The organism is Alteromonas sp. ISO5 (assembly GCF_058105165.1).
The window spans coordinates 5141908-5160381 of sequence record NZ_CM176572.1; the positions used below are offsets into that span (position 1 = coordinate 5141908).

An 18474-nucleotide genomic window follows, 5' to 3' on the forward strand; every position below is an offset into this window, starting at 1 on the left:
TAGCCGGCGCGGGCGGTGTTCTACTTGACATGGGGCTGGGCCGGTCACCGGCGGAGGTTGACCGAATATCCTGTGGACATTCGCAGCGACCGGAGCGACGCGCATGAATGCGCGCATGGATGCCCGCTACAGGGATGTATCATTAGCGGACGACGCTGTTCGGGTGGATATGACCTTCGATGGTTGGGTCTTCATGGCGTGGTAGGTGAGTACCAGTCCTAAACGCAAAAAACCCAGCTTTCGCTGGGTTCTTTGTTTTTTAAATTGGGAGCCTGGCGGTGTTCTACTCTCACATGGGGAGACCCCACACTACCATCGACGCTAACGTGTTTCACTTCTGAGTTCGGAATGGAGTCAGGTGGGACCACGTCGCTATTGCCGCCAGGCAAAACTTGTATTAACAATTTAGGAAAATCTGATACGTATTCAATCTGTTGAGTAACGTCACTACTCTCTTTGACTTAATTAGTCAGCCATTCCATCAACTTCTAAATGTAAAGCCATTTAGGCGTTGTATGGTTAAGCCTCTCGGGCAATTAGTACAGGTTAGCTTAACGCCTTGCAACGCTTCCACACCCTGCCTATCAACGTCATAGTCTATAACAACCCTTCCAGCACTTACGTGCAGGGATGACTCATCTTGGGGCTCGCTTCCCGCTTAGATGCTTTCAGCGGTTATCGATTCCGAACTTGGCTACCGGGCAATGCCTTTGGCAAAACAACCCGAACACCAGCGGTTCGTCCACTCCGGTCCTCTCGTACTAGGAGCAGCTCCCCTCAATCATCCAACGCCCACACCAGATAGGGACCGAACTGTCTCACGACGTTCTAAACCCAGCTCGCGTACCACTTTAAATGGCGAACAGCCATACCCTTGGGACCGACTTCAGCCCCAGGATGTGATGAGCCGACATCGAGGTGCCAAACACCGCCGTCGATATGAACTCTTGGGCGGTATCAGCCTGTTATCCCCGGAGTACCTTTTATCCGTTGAGCGATGGCCCTTCCATACAGAACCACCGGATCACTATGACCTACTTTCGTACCTGCTCGACGTGTCTGTCTCGCAGTTAAGCTAGCTTATGCCATTGCACTAACCTCACGATGTCCGACCGTGATTAGCTAACCTTCGTGCTCCTCCGTTACTATTTGGGAGGAGACCGCCCCAGTCAAACTACCCACCAGACACTGTCCTCAATCCCGATAAGGGACCTAAGTTAGAACATCAAACATACCAGGGTGGTATTTCAAGGACGGCTCCACAGAAACTAGCGTCTCTGCTTCGAAGCCTCCCACCTATCCTACACAAGTAGGTTCAATGTTCAGTGCCAAGCTGTAGTAAAGGTTCACGGGGTCTTTCCGTCTAGGTGCGGGTACACAGCATCTTCACTGCGATTTCAATTTCACTGAGTCTCGGGTAGAGACAGCGTGGCCATGGTTACACCATTCGTGCAGGTCGGAACTTACCCGACAAGGAATTTCGCTACCTTAGGACCGTTATAGTTACGGCCGCCGTTTACCGGGGCTTCGATCAAGAGCTTCGCCTAAGCTAACCCCATCAATTAACCTTCCGGCACCGGGCAGGTGTCACACCCTATACGTCCTCTTTCGAGTTTGCAGAGTGCTGTGTTTTTAATAAACAGTCCCAGCCACCTGGTCACTGCGGCCCCCGACCGCTTAAGGAGCAAGTCCTATCACAATCAGGGGCGTACCTTCTCCCGAAGTTACGGTACAATTTTGCCGAGTTCCTTTACCCGAGTTCTCTCAAGCGCCTTAGTATTCTCTACCTGACCACCTGTGTCGGTTTGGGGTACGGTTTACATAATCATACGTTTAGAAGCTTTTCCTGGAAGCAGGGCATCAACAACTTCACCACCTTGGTGGCTCGTCTCGCGTCTCAGCCTTAGAATTCCGGATTTACCTAAAATTCCAGCCTACTCGCTTTCACTTGGACAACCAACGCCAAGCTTGCTTAGCCTTCTCCGTCCCTCCATCACTGATTATATAAGTACGGGAATATTAACCCGTTTCCCATCGACTACGCATCTCTGCCTCGCCTTAGGGGCCGACTTACCCTGCCCTGATTAGCATGGGACAGGAAACCTTGGTCTTCCGGCGTGCGGGTTTTTCACCCGCATTATCGTTACTCATGTCAGCATTCGCACTTCTGATACCTCCAGCAAACTTCACAGTTCACCTTCAACGGCTTACAGAACGCTCCCCTACCCAGCATGTAAACATGCTGCCGCAGCTTCGGTATATTGCTTAGCCCCGTTACATCTTCCGCGCAGGCCGACTCGACTAGTGAGCTATTACGCTTTCTTTAAAGGGTGGCTGCTTCTAAGCCAACCTCCTAGCTGTCTGGGCCTTCCCACATCGTTTCCCACTTAGCAATATTTTGGGACCTTAGCTGGCGGTCTGGGTTGTTTCCCTCTTCACGACGGACGTTAGCACCCGCCGTGTGTCTCCCGGATAGTTCTCATTGGTATTCGGAGTTTGCAAAGGGTTGGTAAGTCGGGATGACCCCCTAGCCTTAACAGTGCTCTACCCCCAATGGAATTCGTCCGAGGCTCTACCTAAATAGATTTCGGGGAGAACCAGCTATCTCCCGGTTTGATTGGCCTTTCACCCCCAGCCACAAGTCATCCCCTAACTTTTCAACGTTAGTGGGTTCGGTCCTCCAGTTGATGTTACTCAACCTTCAACCTGCCCATGGCTAGATCACCGGGTTTCGGGTCTATACCTAGCAACTAGACGCGCAGTTAACACTCGCTTTCGCTACGGCTCCCCTACATGGTTAACCTTGCTACTAAATATAAGTCGCTGACCCATTATACAAAAGGTACGCAGTCACCCCTAAAGGCTCCCACTGCTTGTACGTATACGGTTTCAGGTTCTATTTCACTCCCCTCACAGGGGTTCTTTTCGCCTTTCCCTCGCGGTACTGGTTCACTATCGGTCAAATAGGAGTATTTAGCCTTGGAGGATGGTCCCCCCATCTTCAGTCAGAATAACACGTGTTCCGACCTACTTAATATGTAAACAAAGCCGCTTCATGTACGGGACTATCACCCTGTACCGTCCAACTTTCCAGAAGGTTCCACTACAACTTTATTTATCGGCTGCTCCCCGTTCGCTCGCCGCTACTAAGGGAATCTCGGTTGATTTCTTTTCCTAAGGGTACTTAGATGTTTCAGTTCCCCTCGTTTGCCTCTACAACCTATGTATTCAGTTGCAGATACCTGTAAACAGGTGGGTTTCCCCATTCGGACATCTGTGGCTCAAATGCGTTTTGTCAGCTCACCACAGCTTTTCGCAGACTTACACGTCCTTCATCGCCTCTATTTGCCAAGGCATCCACCGTATACGCTTAGTCACTTAACCATACAACCCTAAATAGCTTCCGCTTGAGAACCTGTGTTGCGCGTTACGTCCTCGTTCGCTCAGTTATGTGTTATTCACACACGCCTTCGCTCACTCGTCGTAGCCGCTTACCCAGAACCTCAATCGTCGCTATTTCCACTTATTGACATGACTCATAAGTGTCCATAGCCGTTACAACTCAACCCAAAGCGTGCGACACGCTAAAAGGATGGACTGCGTTGCGCCTACCTCCGCCTTTTTATCCGGAGTCAGGTGAGAATTGAATCTCTGTTGTATGCATGACTGTCTAATCAAATTACATTGCTGTTTTCACAGCGCCGTATGTCAAGTAGAGAGTAGTCTTGAAAGAACATCTTTCGATATTCTCAGTTACTCAATATTGATTGATTACTAATATCAGCTTTCCAAATTGTTAAAGAACATTCTTAGAGTAAAAAACCCTAATCAATGCTTACTCAATGAGTAAATATTCATTAGGATTTGATTCCTTCCTTCGACCAGGTACTAGCGTATTTCTTGCTTAATCAAGGCGAATGAAACCGTAGTGTGCGCGCAGCACATGAGGTTTTATTCAACGCCGAGTAAGCGAGAAATGGTAGGCTTGGGCAGACTTGAACTGCCGACCTCACCCTTATCAGGGGTGCGCTCTAACCAGCTGAGCTACAAGCCTCCAGCTTACTGCGCATTTAAGCGTTGCGCTGCGGCTTTGTTCGGCGCTCATTCAGTTGCATACCTCTGTATGCGCCTTCACTCACTTCTCAGTCGCCTTGCTCTAACACTTAACTGCTTGCAACCTGATAGTTATCAGCTTACTAGAGTTTGGTGGAGCTAAGCAGGATCGAACTGCTGACCTCCTGAATGCAAATCAGGCGCTCTCCCAGCTGAGCTATAGCCCCAGTGATTTCCCTTACGAGTAAATCTTGGTCGTTCTTTACTTTCTATAACAAAACAATCTGTGTAGGCACTACATCAAGTCGTCCAACGACTTTACGTAAGGAGGTGATCCAACCCCAGGTTCCCCTAGGGTTACCTTGTTACGACTTCACCCCAGTCATGAAACACAAAGTGGTAATCGTCCTCCCGAAGGTTAGACTAACTACTTCTTTTGCATCCCACTCCCATGGTGTGACGGGCGGTGTGTACAAGGCCCGGGAACGTATTCACCGCAGTATGCTGACCTGCGATTACTAGCGATTCCGACTTCATGGAGTCGAGTTGCAGACTCCAATCCGGACTACGACAAGCTTTAAGGGGTCCGCTCCACATCACTGTCTCGCTTCCCTCTGTACTTGCCATTGTAGCACGTGTGTAGCCCTACACGTAAGGGCCATGATGACTTGACGTCGTCCCCACCTTCCTCCGGTTTGTCACCGGCAGTCTCCTTAAAGTGCCCAACTAAATGCTGGCAACTAAGGACAAGGGTTGCGCTCGTTGCGGGACTTAACCCAACATCTCACGACACGAGCTGACGACAGCCATGCAGCACCTGTGTCAGAGTTCCCGAAGGCACCAATCCATCTCTGGAAAGTTCTCTGCATGTCAAGTGTAGGTAAGGTTCTTCGCGTTGCATCGAATTAAACCACATGCTCCACCGCTTGTGCGGGCCCCCGTCAATTCATTTGAGTTTTAACCTTGCGGCCGTACTCCCCAGGCGGTCTACTTAGCGCGTTAGCTTCGCTACTCACGGATTAAATCCACAAACAGCTAGTAGACAGCGTTTACGGTGTGGACTACCAGGGTATCTAATCCTGTTCGCTACCCACACTTTCGCACATGAGCGTCAGTCTTTGGCCAGGGAGCCGCCTTCGCCACTGATGTTCCTCCAGATATCTACGCATTTCACCGCTACACCTGGAATTCCACTCCCCTCTCCAAGACTCTAGTCTGCCAGTTCTAAATGACCATCCCAGGTTGAGCCCGGGGCTTTCACATCTAGCTTAACAAACCGCCTGCGTGCGCTTTACGCCCAGTAATTCCGATTAACGCTCGCACCCTCCGTATTACCGCGGCTGCTGGCACGGAGTTAGCCGGTGCTTCTTCTGTTGTTAACGTCACAGCTGGCAGGTATTAACTACCAACCTTTCCTCACAACTGAAAGTGCTTTACAACCCGAAGGCCTTCTTCACACACGCGGCATGGCTGCATCAGGGTTTCCCCCATTGTGCAATATTCCCCACTGCTGCCTCCCGTAGGAGTCTGGGCCGTGTCTCAGTCCCAGTGTGGCTGATCTTCCTCTCAGAACAGCTAGAGATCGTTGCCTTGGTAAGCCTTTACCTTACCAACTAGCTAATCTCACTTGGGCCTCTCTTCAGGTGCGAGCTAAAAGCCCGCTTTGGTCCGGAGACATTATGCGGTATTAGCAGTCGTTTCCAACTGTTATCCCCCTCCTGAAGGCAAGTTCCCAAGCATTACTCACCCGTCCGCCACTCGTCAGCGATTAGCAAGCTAATCCTGTTACCGTTCGACTTGCATGTGTTAGGCCTGCCGCCAGCGTTCAATCTGAGCCATGATCAAACTCTTCAATTAAATATCGAAATTTTGAATTGTCGTTGTTGACACTCTTAATGAGTGCCCACACAGATTGTCTTGTTATAAATTGTTAAAGAACAGTACAAGCTCTGCTTGCTGCTTCAGCGTTCTTTTAGAACCTGCCGAAGCGGGATGCGTATAATACGCTTTTGGTTTTCTGCGTCAACACTTTTTTGAAAATTTATTTTCGAAGCATTGTCGCTGTATACCGCTTCACATAAGGCTTTCGCGTTATGTGGGTTGGCCTGTTGAGGCGTTCCCCGTTGAAGAGCCGCGCATTTTACGCATCCCCCGGAAGAGATCAACAGTTATTTAAAAAAAACTATAAAAAACGCGACCGTTTGGTCGCGTTTTAAACAATCGGGTTATTAACTACACTATTTTGGTGTTTTTTCGTCTTTATCTACTCTGGTTTCTTCGTCGGTCCGGCTTTTTGCCTGCTCAGCTTCTTTTTCTTCGGTTGCGACTGCTGACATAAAATCGGCATCTTCTACCTGATCGCCGACGACATCGCTCAAAGTGACTTTATCCACAGTTCTGAAAGTGTTTATCGGCCCCGCCAACGCATAAAGCGCGAAAACAATGAACAATACCAGCGCAGGCTCAGTGGCGACGATAATAAAGATAAGTAATATTACCAGCAGTGCAACAAATGGTACTTTGCCATTCCAGTTGACTTCTTTAAAGCTGTTATATTTAAAGTTGCTGACCATTAATAAGCCAGACAATCCGGTAACTAGTGCCACAATCAGGCCTATATCGTTACCATTGATGTCATACTCAACACCTAACCATACAAATCCACAGACTACGGCAGCCGCTGCCGGACTGGCTAAGCCCTGGAAAAAGCGCTTGTCAGCCACGCCAACCTGAGTGTTAAAGCGAGCCAACCTTAATGCAGCACCAGCCACATAAATAAAGGCAGCGAACCAGCCAAGCTTACCCAGATCGCTTAATCCCCAATTATAAGCAACCAACGCCGGTGCCATACCAAACGATACCATATCGGCCATCGAATCATATTCAGCGCCAAAATCACTTTGAGTGTTGGTGATTCGGGCAACCCGTCCATCCAGTCCATCAAATATCATGGCCACGAATACTGCCACCGCTGCAGCTTCAAAGCGCCCGTTCATAGAAGACACCACGGCAAAAAAGCCTGAGAACAGCCCGGCAGTGGTTAGAAGATTCGGCAACAGATAGATACCTTTATGTTTACTTTCTGACATGATTTTCTCTATAGCTACAAACGGCGATCATTATTTCATACTCTCAATGGACATGCTTAACGATTTTAAGTTTCAAAGCATTTCTGCTTTTGTTTACCCGAATTCGTACGTGAGATAACTACTTATCAGATCATATACATAACCCGTTACTTTTTTTTATAAAGTGTAAGTTAAAGGATTATGAAACTGCCATGTTGAAGCACTTTCCTCATCCATACCTATGTCAGGATAATTTACAAAAAACGTAAACTTTCCTGACACAAAACGCTATACCATTGAAATTAAAATACTTTATATTTTGGATCATTTTTTGCTTGAAAAAATTTCGCAAGAATGCGTAGTTAATGAGGAAGTGAAGTATGCGGTTTAACTGTAAAAAGACAGTTCTTGTTCTGAGCACCATTGGTTTATTTGCCTCAGGCATAGCATCAGCGACAAGCAACAATAATTGTAACATGACCACTGGCTGTGACTCATGGGGCAATGCAAAAATTTATAATATGTATGACGATCTGGGTCACAATTACAGTACAGGAATTAACCTGAACGGCATTACCGTTAATGTGTCGGCTTGGTCGGATGTCGGCAATTATAACGGTAATCAAAATCGGTATGGCACAGATAGGGATGGCTCAGGTTGGTGGGGCGAAGAAGACGATACCGTCCAGTCAGCAAATTTTGCGGGTCCTTGGAGCTCAGGTTCACAAATAGGCTATGGTATGTATAGTGGCGACGCTGGTGAAAGCCATACCATTGATAACTATTCGCACGAATATGGAGGCACTGATTATGACATGGTATTGTTGTCCTTCTCTGAAGAAGTCTCTCTGGTCGGCGCAACTTTCAGTTATTTAGATGGTTATGCGAGCAAAAACCAGGTAACAGTTGCCGGGTTATCCGATACAGGCCTTGGCCAGCTAACCAGTGGAAATGCGACTTGGCAGCAAATTGCTGATAATATTGGTGGCTCATTGAAAAACAGCTTCCAGATAGGTGCTGACAATGGTACCTACTACTCGGACTTTACCTTCACTGAAACGTCGAAATACTGGTTAGTTGGGGCATACAATACAGCCTTTGGTTATGTCGATAGGTTTAGCAAGCACAATGATGGCTTCAAATTATCATCGATTGGCTTCAACAAGCTCGAGGCAGATCCGAATAACTCACCTGACCCAGTGAATGCACCGAGTTCATTTGCACTGCTTCTGCTTGCTGGTGGCTTTGCAGCCTGGCGCAAACAGAAAGTAAAATAATTGCAACATCATTCTTGTTCAAAGGTGGCATTTGCCACCTTTTTTGTACACAATCACACCATCGACATAAAACTAACAACAAACATTATGCGACTAACTTCAGCATTATTGATTACACTGAGTTTATTAGGCACACCTACTGCGTTCGCCAGTTCAGAAGATGACTATGAAAAAGCCCTGACCGCCTACTCTCAATCACGTTTTGATGAAGCGTTCATTCATTTAAAAAACAGTTTGCAACAGGATCCAGAAAACCTCGCCGCTAAAATTTTGATGGGAAAACTTCTGCTGGTTAATGGTTATTTGCAGGCTGCTGAAGTTGAATTCTACGAAGCCTTAGATCAGGGAGCTGACATCAACCTAGTGGCAGAATCGCTCGGTAATACCTTGTTATTTCAAAATAAATATCAAAGAGTGATCAGCTTTAGTGATATTGATAAGTTATCCATAGAAGAGAAAGTTAAATGGTTGCAAATTCGCGCTACAGCCTGCGTTCGTCTGAAGCAGACAGATTGTGCAATAGACGCTTATAAACAAAGTCTCAAACTAAATTCAGACTATATTGCAGCTTATAACGGCCTGGCAGCAGTAGCCATTACATCAGAACATTTTGCTGAAGCAAGTCAGTATCTGCAACGAGCCATTAACATAGAGCAAGATAATCCTGTTACATGGCGATTAAAAGGACAACTGGCCCACCAACAAGGTAAATACGACAACGCTATTGATTACCTCCAAAAAGCACTGGAGCTCTCTCCTGAAGATCCGCTGACTCTGCGCAAACTTGCTGACGTATACTTAGAAAGTAATGATTTTGAAAAAGCCCAGGCATTTGTTGATGAAATCGTTGAGAAAACCCCTAATGATCCATTGGCGATATTGCTAAGCAGTTGGTTAGAAAGTAAAGATCAGGAGAAGCTGGTTAATAATGAACGCCTGGAGCAATTAAATGAAATAATGAGCAGTTTGTCTCCTGAACTGATAGCCGATCAGCCCGTGCTTTATTACATAAGTGGTTTAACTGCTTTTTTTCATGGTAACACCGAACAAGCTGCACGCGACTTTAATCAATACTTGCAACACAATCCTAATGATCCTCAGGCAATTGTACTGCTTGCAAGAACGTATTTAATGACCCAGCAGAATCGCCAGGCCCTTACTTTACTGGAGAAACACGAAGATAAACTTCTGGACAATGTTGATTGGGCACTGTTGCTTGGTGATTTATATTTGAAACAAAATCGAGCATTTAAAGCACAGAAACTAAGCGAAGATTTATCAGAACGTTACCCTGACAATGCCATCGTCAATCTATTCCGTATTCGCTTGATGGCCAGTCGGGGAAAAACTGAAGAAGCCATTAAAATTCTTGATACCAATTACGAGAAGAATCAGGGGAATATTTCGTTTTTGTTCACTTACAGTATGATGAAACTCCAAGCAGGATTCGAACAGGATGCCTTGAAAGGCGCAAACGCTATACTTGGGCAATATCCCGACAATGTGGATTTCTTGAATCTTAAAGGCGGTATTTTAATCCGCTTAAAAAAATACAACGAAGCGCTTAAGCTGATAAACGACACTCTGGAAAAGAAACCAAGCTTTTTTGCTGCAAAATTTAATAAAGCTGCAATTTTAAGCAGATTGCGCCAATTCACCGAATCCAACCTGATAGTTGATGAACTGCTGGCGGTATCGCCTAAACATCCTCAGTCGTTATTGCTAAAAGCGCATAACCTGGTTGAAGAGAATGCTATTGAAGAGGCTCTGGCGGTGTACAGCGATATCCTGGTCCTCAACAATGATTTTAATTATGCGCGTTTTGAACTGGCAAAACTCTACCAGGTATTAAAAGATTATGACCAGGCCATCTATCATATCGATCGACTGTTAGTGAACGATTTTGATAATCCGGAATATCTGTTATTCAAAGCATCTGTATACATTCAAAAGCGAAATATTCTGGAAGCTCGGAAAACCCTATCTGTAACCGAACACTTCACCAAAGAATCCGTAGAGCAACTTATTAGACAAAGCGAGTTGCAACAAGCTATTGACGACGTACCTGCCGCCATTTCATCAGTGAATAGTGCGCTTCAGCTTGAGCCGCAAAATACCCGTTTGAAAATGATTAAGGCTCGACTTCTAATCCAAATCAATGAGCTAAGTGAAGCTGGTGACTTACTAGATGCACTTCGGGCAGATAACACTGAAAATGCTAACTTTTGGTTAACTCAGGCTTTGTTCAATAAGGCCAAAGAAGAGCAAGATAAAGCGACAAAAAATCTCATCAAAGCTCTAGAAGTTGACCCTTATTTTTCTCAAGCTTTAATTTTACTTTACAAAGACGCTGTTCGAGGTGAAAACAAAGAGGCCTTTATCGCACAAGCTGAAAGCATTGTTAGAGACCATCCCAAAAACGTTCTGGCAAAAAATATCCTTGCTCAGTTTTACTATATTCAACATGATTTTCGCCGAGCTAAAGCACTTTACCAATCACTGTTAGAAGAAGACAAGAGTATAAATCGGGCGATAGTGCTAAACACCCTTGCAATTATGGCGTTGGAGGAAGATTTAACTACTGCGCAAGAATATATCGTCCAAGCTTTTGAATTAAACAGTACCCATCCAGAGATTCTCGACACCATGGGCTGGATACTGGTACAAAAAGGACAACTTGAAGATGGACTTGGTCACCTGCGAAGAGCCTTTGCCCGGGATTCCAATAACCCGGAAATTCGTTATCACATTGGCTATGCCCTGGCGAAGTTAAACCGCAATCAGGAAGCGAAGGAAGAGCTGAGGAAAGCAGTAGCCGTAGATCGCCCTTTCTATAATCGCAGTAAAGCGCAAGCATTGCTAGATAGTCTGTAAGCAACAAAAAAGCCGGCAAATTTGCCGGCTTTTTTAGTTCTGTATATCCAATCAAATAATGATCAGCCGTTCGCCATCTACGTCGATACGTATGGTCGACTCGGGCAAGATAGCTCCCGACAACAACTGCTGTGCCAGTGGGTTTTCCACCTGTGTCTGAATCGCCCGTTTGAGCGGACGAGCTCCGAATACCGGGTCGAAACCAGCGTCGGCCAGTTTGTCCATGGCCGCAGCAGAAAGTTCAAGCTTGTAGCCTTTATCTGCAAGACGAGCCCGTAAAGCAGCCAACTGAATTTTCGCAATCGATTTTATCTGCTCTTTACCCAACGGATGGAAGACCACTATGTCATCTACCCGGTTGATAAATTCCGGGCGGAAATGCTGGCCGACCACGTTCATTACCATGGCTTTCATTTCCTCATACTGACTTTCCTGATGCTTATCCTGGATAATGTCAGAGCCCAGATTAGACGTCATGATCACCACGGTATTTTTAAAATCTACGGTACGGCCCTGGCCGTCGGTCAGCCGACCATCGTCAAGCACCTGTAGTAGAATATTAAATACATCCGGATGGGCTTTCTCTACCTCGTCGAGCAGGATTACAGAATAAGGCTTACGGCGTACCGCTTCGGTTAAATAACCGCCCTCTTCGTATCCTACATAACCCGGAGGCGCCCCCACCAGACGAGCCACGCTGTGTTTTTCCATAAACTCCGACATATCTATACGGATCATGGCTTCTTCGGTATCAAACATAAACCCAGCGAGTGATTTACACAGCTCTGTTTTACCTACCCCAGTTGGCCCTAAGAACAGGAACGAACCAATCGGCCGATTCGGATCGGCAAGCCCGGCCCGGGTGCGGCGAATAGCATTAGACACAGCATTCACCGCTTCGTGCTGACCGACCACTCGCTTATGCAGCACATCTTCCATACGCAATAACTTTTCGCGTTCACCCTCGAGCATTCTGGATACTGGGATGCCGGTCCAGCGTGAGAGCACATCGGCAATTTCAGCATCCGTTACCCGATTTTTCATTAACAGGGTTTCTTTGTTCTCGTTTTCAGCCGCTTTTTCCAGCTTCATCTCGAGCTCAGGAATACGGCCATACTGAAGCTCTGACATCCTGTTTAAGTCCGATGCACGGCGAGCAATCTCTAAATCCAGCTTAGCTTGTTCAAGCTCGGATTTTATAGACTGGGTACCCTGCATCGCTTCTTTTTCTTCTTTCCAGATTTTCTCCAGATCGGTGAATTTAATTTCTGCCTGCTCACGCTCCAGCTCGATCATTTCAAGCCGTTTGTGACTGGCATCATCAGTTTCTTTCGCCAGTGCCTGCTCTTCCAACTTGAGCTGGATGATACGGCGCTCCAGACGATCCATTTCTTCCGGCTTAGAATCAATCTGTAAACGAATGCTCGAGGCCGCCTCATCAATCAAATCGATAGCTTTATCGGGTAATTGCCGGTCGCTGATGTAACGGTGCGACAATGTCGCGGCCGCAACAATGGCCGGATCGGTGATATCTACCGAATGGTGCAGCTCGTAACGCTCCTTTAAGCCCCGCAAAATCGCAATAGTGTCTTCTACGCTTGGCTCATTCACGAGTACCTTTTGGAATCGGCGCTCTAAAGCAGCATCTTTCTCGATATACTGACGATACTCATCCAGTGTGGTCGCGCCCACGCAGTGCAGCTCCCCCCTGGCAAGCGCCGGTTTGAGCATATTGCCGGCGTCCATTGCGCCGTCTGATTTACCAGCCCCGACCATGGTGTGTAATTCATCGATAAACAGAATGACCCGGCCTTCTTCTTTGGCAAGTTCATTGAGCACCGCTTTCAGGCGCTCTTCAAACTCACCACGATATTTAGCCCCTGCCACCAGCGCGCCCATATCCAGCGACAATACGCGCTTGTCTTTAAGGCCTTCTGGCACTTCGCCATTAATGATGCGCTGAGCCAGACCTTCGACAATGGCGGTTTTACCCACACCCGGCTCACCGATTAATACCGGGTTATTTTTCGTCCGGCGTTGCAGAACCTGAACGGTACGGCGAATCTCATCGTCACGACCAATTACCGGATCCAGCTTACCCTGCTCTGCACGTTCGGTGAGATCGGTGGTGTACTTTTCCAGTGCCTGACGCACGTCTTCAGCGTTAGGGTCGGTGACTTTCTGCCCGCCACGCATATCATCAATGGCTTTTTCGATGGCTTCTTTGGTCACACCCAGTTCGCGGAAAATATCGCCTAAGCGGCCTTTATCCTGGATACCGGCCAACACAAATATTTCAGATGTGATGTAGTCATCTTTTCGTTGCTGCGCGATTTTGTCACACAGATTGAGTAATACAACGCTGTCTTTGCCTAACTGTACGTCACCGCCAATACCTTCTACCCGAGGCAGTCGTTCGATGGCCTGGGAAAGTGCGGAGCGTAGCGCATTTACATTTACGCCAGCCTGATCCAGCATGGAACGAACGGTGCCGCCCTGCTGATTTAACAATGCTGTCATTAAATGCACGGGCTCGATAAACTGATGATCTCTGCCCAAAGCAAGAGACTGCGCATCAGAGATCGCAATCTGGAACTTGCTGGTAAATCTATCTAAACGCATGGAAACCTCTTTTAACCGTGCTAATAACCTTGCTCTCTTTATGGGTATGAATAAACGCAGATTCAAGTAACCTGTTTAAAAAATATGCACAAATAGACACTTAATTTGCGCCAAGTCAGTTGTCTGACTGAATTAAAGTATGGCTTATTTTTTACCGGATTAAAGGAAGAATAAATGGCCACCTGCGAACGCAGGCGACCAGCCAAAACAAGTAGTTAATCTTTGCCTAAGGTAGAAAAGAAGCTATCGCTGTTCCACGAGGGACGTTCAGGCAAGTTCGCCAAATCCCGGGCAATGGCGTAATTAATTTCAACAAACTGGGCGGCCCACTCGTAATCAATAGGTAAATTTAAATCATCCGAGGGCATGTGATAATGCTTAGCCAGAAAGGTCTGTGGCGACACAGCAAGGGCATCTTTCACGTCAGTCGCCAGACTTGGCACTAAGAAGACCGCCGGCACGCCCTTTTTCACAAAACTGTACTGGTCACTTCGAACAAATATCGCCTGCTCGGGCATGGGATCGTCAATCAGCTTCATTTCATTTTTGAGTAAAGTACTGCTTACCGTGTCTTCCAGCGAGCTATGAGTGGCACCAAACGCAATAATCTCGTTGGTACGGTAAGTCAGAATCGGCATATCCAGGTTTACATTGGCAACAATATTCTCAATGGGCACCGTAGGGTAAGTTGCATAGTATTCTGAGCCTAACAGTCCCTTCTCCTCGCCGGTCACAAAAGCGAAAATTACCGAGCGCTTCGGCTTCTCTTTGGCATGATGAAACTCATGGGCTATTTCCAGAAGTGTGGAAACACCGCTGGCGTTATCCATTGCACCATTGTTAATTTTATCTTTTAACACTGAATTTTTGCTGATTCCGATATGATCAGAGTGAGCACTTAAAATGACAAATTCATTTTTAAGCTCGGGATCGGAACCTTCGAGCACGCCAATTACGTTAGGACTGGTGGTTTCGCTATGCACCGATTTTTTCTCAAGCGTGGCTGTCAGTCCCATTGGCCGCGGTTCCAGCGACTCATTATTTTCTATTTTGTCAAAGATCGCCTGTAGATCAATACCTGCCAGGTCGAACAGGGCCTTGCCAGCATCAATACTCAGGGTCGCGCCACCTTTTAACTCAGGATAGCCGTTATTAACCTGACCATCTTTGGTTAACCAGCGGGTGGATGGCGTTTTTACATACAGTTTCCGTTTCTCAAAAGGCGAGACTTTCTCAGAGCTCGGCGTGCTTACCACTATCGTCCCTATCGCACCGCTTTTTACCAGGCTGTCTGCAATCAGGCGGCGAAAATGAGAACCCTCTTCACTCGGGAAATTATGTGGTCTGCCAGACAAAATCACGGAAATTTTTCCTTTCAAATCAATATCTTCATAATCGCTATAATTAAGGTAAGGCGCATCGATACCAAACCCTGCAAAGACCAACTCGCCTGAGACACTGGATGTTTCGTTGTTGATATCGGCACTCATCAGCATATTTTGCATAAACTCAAACTCAATGGTGCTGTCACCATCAGACACCACCATTTTAGACGATGACATGTCCAGTGTTGCCTGCTTAAACGGCACCATCTGATAGTAACTGCCATTTTCGCCAGCCGGTGCAACACCCATTTTTTGCAACTCGCTGGCGATATACAATGAAGCAAAGTCATGGCCAATACTGCCGGTATCCCGTCCGGCCAGTAAATCATCAGCCAGTAACATCATATGGCCTTTAAACCATTCTGGTGAAGCTGCGTTTACTGCCGCGGTGCATAGCAATGACGCGGTTATGCCAACCAAACAAGAGATTATTTGTTTCAACTGTCGTTTCCTTAACCTTATTTATTGTTTAATAAGCTGTTGTGCGTTTCATAGTGGGAAATAGGCTCTGAGGTGTACAGCAAATACCGCTATGCGCCACGCAGGCCCACCACACTCACCATTCGACCGGTTTGCTGCTGTTGCAGGTGAGTTGCCTGTCGATGGGAAAAGAAGCGCTTATCTGAATACGTGCAAAGTGCAGAGAGAGTCACTTGATATACGCCAAGTTTCGCTAGCTGAGAGTGCGCTATCATGGGTAGATCAAGTAGGTATTTATCGGCATTTTCCGAGCGAATAATAGCCCCCGGATACTGACTGAAATGGTAGGCCTCCTGTTCAGACACTTCATAACACGCTTGAGAAATGGCAGGTCCTATCCAGGCTAACAGCGTATTAGCTGGCGACCGCATCGCTGCAATCGTGTGCTCAATAATCTTAAGGTGTAACCCTTTCCAGCCCGCATGGATGGCTGCCACTTCCGAGCCCGCCTGATTACAAAGGAGGACCGGTACACAATCGGCAGTCATCACTGCACAAAAATGTCCGGCGGAACGACTCACCGATGCATCGGCTTCAGTTTCCACCGTGGGTAATTGTACTACCCGATGACCATGCAGCTGATTTAACCAGTGCAGTTTTTTATGATTGGGAAGCAAACTGCGGTTGCGACTAACTTGCTCAGCACAGTCGCCCACATGATTGCCTACGTTCAGGCTTGCATAATTGCCATCACTGAAACCACCCAGGCGGGTAGTAGTGTAGGCAACAACGTTTGCCGGCGCTTCCCAGGCAGGTAAAATCAGCGGAATATCAAAGCTCATCCAGTCCAAATTGCTTAGTGTCTTCGCGGGTACTTTCGATCAGGCTAACCATATCCTCTGGTAGCGGCGCCTGCCAGGTCATCCACTCATCGGTTTGGGGATGGAACAGAGATAACTGAGCAGCGTGCAGCGCCTGACGCTTGAAGTTTCTCAGGGTATCGGCAAATTCTTCGCTGGCCCCTTTTGGCAAACGCCAGCGGCCACCGTAAACTGGATCGCCAACTAACGGATGTTTAATATACGCCATATGAACGCGGATCTGATGGGTCCGACCGGTTTCCAGCTTCAAACGCAGATGTGTATGCGCGCGAAACTTTTCGATTACCCGATAGTGAGTTACCGCAGGCTTACCAAACTCCCGGACTGCCATGTGCGTGCGCTTCGTGGCATGACGGCCAATTGGCGCATCCACAATGCCCCCGGCAACCATGGTGCCAAAGGCCAGAGCTTCGTACTCACGACTCATTACCCTGGACTGTAACTGTTCCACCAGGTGAGTTTGTGCCGGTAAGGTTTTGGCCACAACCATAAGACCGGTAGTATCTTTATCGAGACGATGGACAATCCCTGCTCTGGGTACTTTATCAATGCCCGGTACATGGGCCAGCAGAGCATTAAGCAATGTGCCGTCCTGATTGCCGGCACCGGGATGCACAACCAGATCGGCCGGTTTATTGATTACGAGGATTTGATCATCCTCGTAAACGATGTTCAGCTCAATTTTTTGCGGCACATTGGCAACCTGCTGGGTAATCTCGGCCTCAATTTCGATTGCCTCATCGCCGGTCATTTTTTGACGCGGAACTTTGCACACTTCGCCATTTACCGTTACATTACCTGCCAAAATCCATTCTTTTAACTTTGAACGGGAATAATCGGGGAACAAATCTGCAATTACCTGATCTAACCTCAATCCAAAGTGTTCGAATTCGGTGTGCGCTGCTAATGAAATCTGTGAACTTTGTTGTACCATAACCGCCTAAAGAGAGAACACAAAAGGCAGATTATAACAGGTTTGGCAGCTGTGGCTGTTTTCTTTTGGAGTTTATGTGGTGTTTGCGTTTAAGAGTACGTTAAAATGCCAGACAGAGAACTGTTTACCCTTGCAGTAAAATTAATTGTGTACCAGGAACCAGTAGTACTATGAAAATAAACCGTTGCATTGCCCCCCTGCTGATTAGCGTTTTGTTAGCCGTGACAGGTTGTTCGTCCTCAAGCAAAGAAGATCAGGTGATGAATGCAAATCTGGGTGCCCAGGCACTATACGACAAAGCACGTCAAAGCATGGCGAATGGCAACTTTGCCGCAGCTGCCGACTCACTGAGTGCGCTGGATTCACGCTTCCCATTCGGTCCATTGTCTCACCAGGTGCAACTGGATTTGGTTTACAGCTATTATAAATCCGGCAAAATAGACCAGACGCTGGCCACCATCGACCGTTTTATTCGCTTGAACCCTAACCATGCTGATGTGGATTATGCGTTTTATATGCGCGGCTTAACCAACATGGAAGCCGATAACAATTTGTTCCAAGAGTTGGTTGGCATTGATACAACCGATCGTGATCCGAGCAAATCCAAGCAGGCTTTTGAAGATTTCAGACGTTTAATTCAGCAGTACCCGGACAGTAAATATGCCGCAGACGCCCGCCAGCGTATGGTGTTTATTAAAAACCGTCTGGCCAGTTACGAAATCTCCATTGCGCGCTTCTATATGCGTCGTGAAGCTTTCATCGCAGCTGCCAACCGTGGCCGTTACGTACTGGAATACTACCCTGACTCCGATCAGGTACAGCAGGCACTGGAGATTATGGTGTCATGCTATGAGCAGTTAGAGCTTACCGAATTGCGTGACAACGCTATGAAAACGCTGAAACTGAACTTTCCGGACAGCGAATTCATCAGTTAGTCACGGCTAGCCAATAGAAATCAAA

At 47.2% G+C, this 18474-nt stretch carries 8 protein-coding genes, 2 tRNA genes and 3 rRNA genes; 3 read left to right on the top strand and 10 right to left on the bottom strand.

From position 1 onward, the window contains the following. Positions 1-270: 270 nt before the first annotated feature. The 6 genes from rrf to pssA form a co-directional block, all read right to left on the bottom strand. A 5S ribosomal RNA gene (rrf, locus tag AC2T0J_RS23315) occupies positions 271-386 on the bottom strand. Between the two features lie 129 nt (positions 387-515). Further along, a 23S ribosomal RNA gene (locus AC2T0J_RS23320) occupies positions 516-3384 on the bottom strand. Between the two features lie 593 nt (positions 3385-3977). Then, a tRNA-Ile gene (locus AC2T0J_RS23325) sits at positions 3978-4054 on the bottom strand. A 150-nt stretch (positions 4055-4204) separates the two neighbouring features. Further along, positions 4205-4280 (bottom strand) — tRNA-Ala (locus tag AC2T0J_RS23330). Positions 4281-4376: 96 nt separating this feature from the next. Further along, positions 4377-5910 (bottom strand): 16S ribosomal RNA (locus AC2T0J_RS23335). Together the 16S, 23S and 5S rRNA genes with 2 tRNA genes alongside form the textbook arrangement of a ribosomal RNA operon. A gap of 380 nt (positions 5911-6290) precedes the next feature. Further along, positions 6291-7142, bottom strand: a complete 852-nt coding sequence (gene pssA, locus AC2T0J_RS23340) for a CDP-diacylglycerol--serine O-phosphatidyltransferase (protein ID WP_489808091.1) — start codon at positions 7140-7142, stop codon at positions 6291-6293. A 359-nt stretch (positions 7143-7501) separates the two neighbouring features. On the opposite strand from pssA, the gene xdp1 reads away from it, so the two are divergent. Both xdp1 and prsT read left to right on the top strand, forming a co-directional pair. Then, a complete protein-coding gene (xdp1, locus tag AC2T0J_RS23345; RefSeq protein WP_489808092.1) occupies positions 7502-8398 on the top strand; it encodes an exosortase-dependent surface protein XDP1 in 897 nt (298 codons plus the stop codon). Continuing rightward, a complete protein-coding gene (prsT, locus tag AC2T0J_RS23350; RefSeq protein ID WP_489808093.1) occupies positions 8399-11272 on the top strand; it encodes an XrtA/PEP-CTERM system TPR-repeat protein PrsT in 2874 nt (957 codons plus the stop codon). A gap of 51 nt (positions 11273-11323) precedes the next feature. Here the strand turns inward: prsT and clpB are convergent, their stop codons facing one another. From clpB to rluD, 4 genes are all read right to left on the bottom strand, one after another. Then, complete coding sequence (gene clpB / locus AC2T0J_RS23355; protein WP_489808094.1) at positions 11324-13894, bottom strand: ATP-dependent chaperone ClpB; 2571 nt, start codon at positions 13892-13894, stop codon at positions 11324-11326. Between the two features lie 215 nt (positions 13895-14109). Further along, complete coding sequence (locus AC2T0J_RS23360) at positions 14110-15720, bottom strand: M28 family metallopeptidase (protein WP_489808095.1); 1611 nt, start codon at positions 15718-15720, stop codon at positions 14110-14112. Positions 15721-15809: 89 nt separating this feature from the next. Beyond that, positions 15810-16541, bottom strand: a complete 732-nt coding sequence (gene pgeF, locus AC2T0J_RS23365) for a peptidoglycan editing factor PgeF (RefSeq protein WP_489808096.1) — start codon at positions 16539-16541, stop codon at positions 15810-15812. Continuing rightward, positions 16531-17514, bottom strand: a complete 984-nt coding sequence (rluD, locus tag AC2T0J_RS23370) for a 23S rRNA pseudouridine(1911/1915/1917) synthase RluD (protein WP_489808097.1) — start codon at positions 17512-17514, stop codon at positions 16531-16533. Before rluD ends, pgeF begins: the two co-directional genes overlap by 11 nt. A gap of 170 nt (positions 17515-17684) precedes the next feature. Here rluD and AC2T0J_RS23375 point away from each other — a divergent pair, with 170 nt between their 5' ends. Beyond that, positions 17685-18449, top strand: coding sequence for an outer membrane protein assembly factor BamD (locus AC2T0J_RS23375; RefSeq protein WP_489808098.1), 765 nt, complete (start codon positions 17685-17687; stop codon positions 18447-18449). The last annotated feature ends 25 nt before the right edge of the window (positions 18450-18474 follow it).

What these genes read in the sequence shown, in the direction of transcription:
- xdp1 (WP_489808092.1), top strand. Translation starts at nt 7,502, where the DNA reads ATGCGGTTTAACTGTAAAAAGACAGTTCTTGTTCTGAGCACCATTGGT.
- clpB (WP_489808094.1), bottom strand. Translation starts at nt 13,894, where the DNA reads ATGCGTTTAGATAGATTTACCAGCAAGTTCCAGATTGCGATCTCTGAT.
- AC2T0J_RS23375 (WP_489808098.1), top strand. Translation starts at nt 17,685, where the DNA reads ATGAAAATAAACCGTTGCATTGCCCCCCTGCTGATTAGCGTTTTGTTA.
- pgeF (WP_489808096.1), bottom strand. Translation starts at nt 16,541, where the DNA reads ATGAGCTTTGATATTCCGCTGATTTTACCTGCCTGGGAAGCGCCGGCA.
- pssA (WP_489808091.1), bottom strand. Translation starts at nt 7,142, where the DNA reads ATGTCAGAAAGTAAACATAAAGGTATCTATCTGTTGCCGAATCTTCTA.
- rluD (WP_489808097.1), bottom strand. Translation starts at nt 17,514, where the DNA reads ATGGTACAACAAAGTTCACAGATTTCATTAGCAGCGCACACCGAATTC.